At 55.4% G+C, this 1172-nt stretch carries 1 rRNA gene; it reads right to left on the reverse strand.

The features are described from left to right. Window positions 1–1172 (reverse strand): 23S ribosomal RNA (locus C566_RS0120335); the annotation flags it as partial.

The following is a 1172-nucleotide window of genomic DNA, read 5'->3' on the forward strand; positions in this document are numbered from 1 at the left end:
CCCTTGGGACCTACTCCAGCCCCAGGATGCGACGAGCCGACATCGAGGTGCCAAACCATGCCGTCGATATGGACTCTTGGGCAAGATCAGCCTGTTATCCCCGAGGTACCTTTTATCCGTTGAGCGACGGCCATTCCACAATGTACCGCCGGATCACTAGTCCCGACTTTCGTCCCTGCTCGAGATGTCTCTCTCACAGTCAAGCTCCCTTGTGCACTTACACTCGACACCTGATTGCCAACCAGGCTGAGGGAACCTTTGGGCGCCTCCGTTACTTTTTAGGAGGCAACCGCCCCAGTTAAACTACCCATCAGGCACTGTCCCTGACCCGGATTACGGGCCGAAGTTAGATGTCCAAAGTGACCAGAGTGGTATTTCAACGATGACTCCACCCGAACTGGCGTCCGGGCTTCAACGTCTCCCACCTATCCTACACAAGCCACTCCGAACACCAATACCAAACTATAGTAAAGGTCTCGGGGTCTTTCCGTCCTGCTGCGCGTAACGAGCATCTTTACTCGTACTGCAATTTCGCCGAGTTTATGGTTGAGACAGCGGGGAAGTCGTTACTCCATTCGTGCAGGTCGGAACTTACCCGACAAGGAATTTCGCTACCTTAGGATGGTTATAGTTACCACCGCCGTTTACTGGGGCTTAAATTCTCAGCTTCGCCTTGCGGCTAACCGGTCCTCTTAACCTTCCAGCACCGGGCAGGAGTCAGTCCGTATACATCGTCTTGCGACTTCGCACGGACCTGTGTTTTTAGTAAACAGTCGCTTCCCCCTGGTCTCTGCGGCCCCGATCCCCTCCCACCAGCAAGTGGTGTTCAAGGTTGGGGCCCCCCTTCTCCCGAAGTTACGGGGGCATTTTGCCGAGTTCCTTAACCATAATTCTCTCGATCGCCTTAGTATTCTCTACCTGATCACCTGTGTCGGTTTGGGGTACGGGCGGCTAAAACCTCGCGTCGATGCTTTTCTCGGCAGCATAGGATCACCGAATCCCCCCATACGGGGGTCCCGTCAGATCTCAGGCATCATGAACGGCGGATTTGCCTACCGTTCGCCCTACATCCTTAGACCGGGACAACCATCGCCCGGCTCGGCTACCTTCCTGCGTCACACCTGTTAATACGCTTGCCTCCCAGGATCAGGTCCCGCGCTCCACCAAAACCC

Source organism: Arthrobacter sp. 131MFCol6.1 (genome assembly GCF_000374925.1).
Classification (GTDB): domain Bacteria; phylum Actinomycetota; class Actinomycetes; order Actinomycetales; family Micrococcaceae; genus Arthrobacter.